Annotated in this window: 3 protein-coding genes; all 3 read right to left on the bottom strand. The window is 39.9% G+C overall.

Annotated elements, in window-relative coordinates; translation table 11 throughout:
• Positions 1 to 345: 345 nt before the first annotated feature.
• Complete coding sequence (locus M23134_RS34990) at positions 346 to 2,997, bottom strand: WG repeat-containing protein (RefSeq protein ID WP_002705175.1); 2,652 nt, start codon at positions 2,995 to 2,997, stop codon at positions 346 to 348.
• Between the two features lie 525 nt (positions 2,998 to 3,522).
• On the bottom strand, positions 3,523 to 4,623 hold the full coding sequence (locus tag M23134_RS34985; RefSeq protein ID WP_045114959.1) for a DUF3298 and DUF4163 domain-containing protein: 1,101 nt from the start codon (positions 4,621 to 4,623) through the stop codon (positions 3,523 to 3,525).
• Positions 4,624 to 4,687: 64 nt separating this feature from the next.
• Entirely contained in the window at positions 4,688 to 5,755 is a 1,068-nt protein-coding gene (ribD, locus tag M23134_RS34980; protein WP_002705168.1) for a bifunctional diaminohydroxyphosphoribosylaminopyrimidine deaminase/5-amino-6-(5-phosphoribosylamino)uracil reductase RibD, read from the bottom strand.
• Positions 5,756 to 6,000 lie beyond the last annotated feature (245 nt).

Genomic DNA, 6,000 nt, shown 5'->3' with positions numbered 1-6,000 from the left:
CAAGCGCCATCAATAATATAAGCAAATAGCTAAAACCGCTTCTTTTTCTTTTTGCCATAATTGTATTTTAGGTTCGTAAAAAAACAAGAAATTTGAAAATAGATAATCTAACGCAAGATACAGTTTTTTAGAAAATATTGAGAAGTTAAGTAACTGTAAGGCTATTCAATGCTTTATAAAGGTAGAGATCTACTATATAAAACTAGTTTTTTCCCTTTCTTACAAAAAAATGAGGCATCGTTTGACGCGCCCTCAATCGATGCCTCAAAGGGCTTATAAAATATACTGATAATGAAGCCACATAACAGACGAATGCTTGAAGCTTACGCCTGTTGCCTCAGGAGGTTAATACTCCTCACACAATATCTTGTGGTAATCGCCTTCTTGCATAATTTTATTCCAGATCACCTTTTTTTGGTGGTTGATATAACTCACCACAAAGCTTTTACCTCCGGCATATTGACGTTCGGTAAAAAACATCGGTGCTTCGCGGCTTCCTAAGTTATAAATTAAGTCGTATTCCATGGGAATCAACAGTCCACGCTTGTTGCTCAAAATACCAAACTTCACCTTAGATACCAAAGCAATGATTTCATCACCCTCTTTTTTTAAGTACTTTATATCATTAAAATCTTGAGTTTTGAGGCGTTGTTTGGTAATGAAATTAAACAAAAACCAATGACCCGCTTCATTTTTTATCAAGGCTATACTATCTGTCCAGTACTCTATTTTTTGGTACTTAGCTGCTACCATATCCCTACCACGGTCATCTACCAAGCCAAAACCGTTGCTTTTTTTCACTACAAACAAACGGTTACTATCACTGGAACTATAAGGACGTGGCAACGAAGCATACTTAGGTTCTAATTTTATTTTACGCTGGTGATGATATAAGCCAAACTTCCGGTTGAGCAACAACCCCTGGTACCCTCCTTTGAGGTTGCTAATGCCTTGATATCTAATAGGCAACACTACTTTTCGGTTAGTATCTACCAAGCCATACCTACCATAACGTTTTACGCTAAACAAATCATCGGCAAGTATCAAAATATCGTCGTATACTGCTGCCAGCATTTTTTTACCCTTTTGGTTATACAATCCTTTTTTGCGGTAACGGGTTTCTACCTGAACAAAAGGTTGAGCATTGGAGTAATTGCCCCTTTCTCCCTTGATAAACCTGTAAGGCGATAGGTTTAACGGATTTTCTCGCCCTTTGATTTTGGCAAGTACCTGTTTGCCTTTAAAAGTAAGCAATACATTGCCAATAAATACTAAAGAGTCTCTCTTGAATGGTTCCAGGGTATCGCCCACTACACTTAAAGCCCCCCATTTGCCCTGTTTTTTTGCTACAAAAAACCGATCGTGTGGACTGGCCATTTCAAAGAAAGTCTTAGAAAGCAATCCTCCTTTGCGTTTGTACAATTGCCAAGCGGTAGAGTCTGAAGTACGGGCTGCCCAGCCCACGCGTAAATCTTTGATTTGGGTAAATTTGGGCGGCAATACCAATTGTCCAGTGGTGTCAACTACTCCTTGCTTCTCTTGGTCAAGTACTTTGATGTACGCTCCGCCAATCCAGTCTACTTCATCATACATGAGCTGTAGGCTAAACTGCTGTTTCAAAAACTGGTCAAATACCTGACTGTTTTTTATCAGTGCATAGCGGTTGTCTTTACGGAACAGTACAAAACTGTTGGCTTTTTTATCTATTTCTGAAAAGTTACAATCTACAATTAGTTTCCCATTGAGGGTAGCCACTCCCCACATACCGTCGCGATACACCCTCAGAAAGTATTGATTGAGCACTTCTATTTTATCGTATACTGTAGGCAAAATCGGAAAACCCGATTGATGAAAGGCACCGCTCATCCCATTTTTTACCACCTTAAATACCCCATCTGTCAACACCTCTACCTGATCGTAGTATACCGGAATCAAAGTTTTTCCTAATTTGTCTATTACTCCTGTCAGGTTATTTTGCCTTACCATGATAAAACGGTCTTGAATACCTTCACACAAATAGTCTTGATAAATCTGCTTGTATTTGATAGGAATACGCAACCCTCCTGCCTGGTCGATAAAACCATACCTGCCAGCTTCCAGAATAGGAAAGTACTGTAAACTGTCTACTTCCAGCAATTGCTGAACATAGGCAATGCGATGGTAGTTGCCAAACTGTTGATAAAACTGTCTTAACTTGCCCTCGTTTTGGTACATACTCATGAGCCAGTCTCCAGCAGTTTTGGCAGCAGTACTATTTGCGTATTTTTTCATAAACCATTCATAAGTAGCTTTTTGGTGATTGACTGATACCAAATCAAACACTTGGTTAACTGCTGAGTCACGGTATACACTTTGAGGATTATGTGCCAAGAAAGCTTCTAAGTTTTTTAGCGTGGCAGGGGTAGTTTCGGCTTTGTACACAAAAAAATCTATGCGTGTTTGGGCTTCGGCTACCTGCTTTGCTTTGGGGTAGGTTTTGATAAAACTCTGATAACCTGCAATGCTATGCAAAGCCTGGGCATTGTTCCAGGCAAGTTGGTCGCGCAACTCAATCGCTTTGTTTAACTCACGAGCAGCTGTAAACCGCTCCACATAAGTTTGATAGGCAGCGATGGTATTTTGGCTTTTTGCCAAACCAAACGCTACACTTTCTACCTTGCGACGATGGCGCTCTATAGAGGTAAGTGTAATGCCTACTTTTGCCCAGGTAATAGAGTCCCCTTTGTCTATTTGGGCGTAGTGAGACAATGATAACATAATGTGGGTGTAGGATGAATCTACCTGATAGGCAGGGTTTTCTTTAGTTAAAAAATACAGCGCATATATGTAATGCGCCCCGGCGTTGATGGCTTGTTTGCCAATGGCACGGTCAAGCAATGACTTGGTTTTGTCGTATCGGCCTTTCTGCAATTGCTTATAGGCACTGGTTACCCGGTCGGCAAATCCTTGACTTGTCAACAGGGCAACCAAACACGCAATGATTCCTAATTTTCTCATTTGTTTTTATCTCTAGCGGCTAGTACTCTAACTTCTAAGTAGGTAAAGTAGAGATTAACTTTATTGAGCTTGACCTAAAACTCTGCAGTTCTGATAAACTTTGTGCTTTGGTGATCTTCAAAGTTTATTCCCCCAAGAAACTAACAGGTAGTCACGTAGTTCCTTACAGGGTATTTTCTTTAAGAGAAGCCAAAGGGCAAAAGATGCAGAATAACACTTTACATGTTTAATGTTCAAAGTACTCACCAAGGTACAAGTCCACACAGGTATCAACTATTAAAATGAAGGGAAGGAGCATTTATTCCAATTTTACCCACATTACAGCATTACGATGAGCGACTTGCGCCTTATGGCAAAGTATCAAATAGGTGTTTGCTCAAGCACCTGCATAGGCAGATGCTTAGCCTTTATGTTATAGATTCCAGTTAATTGAAAGCAAATTTAATGAACAGTCGACATAATGCGCTGATCCTGTTTTATTTTATAATAATTGTTTGAGCAGGCAAGAGAGATATATCCGAGGTTTTAACGAAAAAACTTTTTTGCTAACGATTTTCGCTGGATGTATCTCCTAAGTTTTTTGTAGGGTACTACTACAGTGCGAGCCCCTGCCACGTAAGGGGCTATTTCGTACACATTGTAAAAAAATGCCACACCATCGGGACGGAAATAAAAGTTTTTGGGCAATGGGCATTCGTTCTTAAATAGCCCCAACTTAGTAAGTGGAGCATCTGATTTTAGCCCATAGTCTTTTCTCATTTGTCTGGCAATCAACTGTTTGATAGGTCCTTCGAAGCCAGGAATGAACACATCCTTCATTTTAATTATTTGCCCGGTGCGTAGATCAAATGATGTAAAGCTACTATTGTAGTAGCCATGGGCTCCTCCACTAAACCCATTGAGATTGTACTCAAGAGTCAAAATGTTTTTGTCATTGGTATTAATTGTCGTAAGGTGCTCTTCATAATAGCCATAATTATCGCCAAAACCTCTTGCTTTTTTATCCTCCAAATAATTTTTTATAAACTTGGCAGTTCGCTCTTGTGGGTTTCTCAATATGTTTGACTGAATATAATCATTGATAGTTTGGGCTACAGCTCCTCCTTTGACTACAGGATACAAAAATGACACTGCGGCTCCACGTGGGGCTTTTTCACCAAACATGGTAGTTTCATCCATCCACTGCATCTCTGCCTCTTTCCTTCCACTTTTATAAGTTTCATAAAGCTCAAAAGGAAATGACTTGGTGCCTCCAGTAGCCGTCCAGGTACCGATCAGTTTTTTTTGGTCAGCGTTCCATCTTCCCGAAAAAGCACCTGTTTTTATATATTTACCCTTTACCCTTATTCCTCCCTCTATCAGCATACTACCATTGTCTTTCCAGGTACCTTTTGATAAAATAACATAGTTTCTATGCCTGGTGTAATGATAATACCCCGACAAGTTATTTTTAATCGACTTGCTGCGTTTACGTTTATTAAGCAGCATTTTTATTTTATGTCTGCCGTTGATTTTGCCCTCCAGAATCTTGTGTGAAAAGTCGGAGGGTTTGAACTGTGCCTGACTGCTCAATGCTACCAGCATGAGGCATCCAGCCAACATCATGTAAGTAAAAAGTTTTTTCATATTGTTTATTTTTTGATGCTTTTTCAATTTTTAAAACTAACCCCCAACTGATCAAATTATTGTTCTAACTTGTGGCAATAGGGCGGTATTCATAATAAAAATCATCCATTATACGCTCAGTATTCACCAAATGCCCATGGACTTTGGGCGCTTTGATACCTTCATGAAATACAGTTTGGGTACTTTTAAACACCCTTGCCTCATCCCACATGTTTTGCTCTATAAGTAAGTTAATCAAAGTACTGCCCCCTTCTACAATCACTGAACGTATTTTTTTTTCATATAAATCAAGCAATACTTCTTCCAAAAACTTATCCTCGTCGAGCTTTACAAATTCCAGGTTAGACGCCTGACTACGACTGAGCTGATTGTATATAAAAGTAAGTTGTTGTTGGTTGTATAAATGAAGGTTGGAAGGTAGTTTCAAACGACGATCAATCACTACTCTTGCCGGGTTGCGCCCTTTCCACAAACGAGCATTTAACTGAGGGTTGTCATAACGTGCCGTATTACTGCCTACCATAATACTATCTTCTTCGGTGCGCCATTTGTGCACCAACATACGCGACATTTTATTGCTAATCCATTTCGATTCATAATTTTTTCGGGCAATAAATCCATCGGCAGTTTCTGCCCATTTAAATATCACATAAGGGCGTTGTTTGAGCAATCCAGTAAAAAAACGCTTGTTTACCTCTTTGCCTTGGGCTTCCAGAATACCTACTGTAACCTCAATGCCTGCCGTGCGCAGTTTTTCCAGCCCTTTGCCGCCTACCAGGGGGTGTGGGTCTTGGTTGCATACCACTACACGTTTTACCTGGTGTTTTATCAATAAATCGGCACAAGGAGGAGTTTTACCTTGGTGGGCACAAGGCTCAAGGGTAACATATACAGTAGCTTCAGACAGTAAAGCCTTATTTTCTACTGCATTTACAGCATTTACTTCAGCGTGCGCTTTGCCATAAAACTGGTGCCAGCCTTCGCCTATTATCTGTTCTTGGTGCACAATCACACAGCCTACCATAGGGTTAGGGCTCACTTTACCCGCTCCCAATACAGCAAGGTCAAGTGCTCGTTGCATAAATTTTTCGTCTACTTGTTTTTGCCCGTTATCTTGCATTTGTTGGCTCATATTTACATAAGTTACGCTTGAACCTCCAAATTAGTTAAATAGCACAAAATGGCATATACATTTAGTTAGAAAAAGTGTTTAAGCACTTTTTTAATTGATCAAGAAAAATGGAGCATTGATAATTAGCGCTTAACCTTTATAGGTGTTGCTTCTTTACTGACACCTTTCGTTCTTGCGTATGCCCCTGTAGACCCACGCTGTTTTAAGTGTTCCGTAAGGACACTTGAAACTTATAGATAAAAAGA

It is taken from the genome of Microscilla marina ATCC 23134 (genome assembly GCF_000169175.1).
Lineage (GTDB): Bacteria > Bacteroidota > Bacteroidia > Cytophagales > Microscillaceae > Microscilla > Microscilla marina.
The sequence above is the reverse complement of the archived record's forward strand: the minus strand, read 5'-3'. Positions and strand labels throughout refer to the sequence as shown.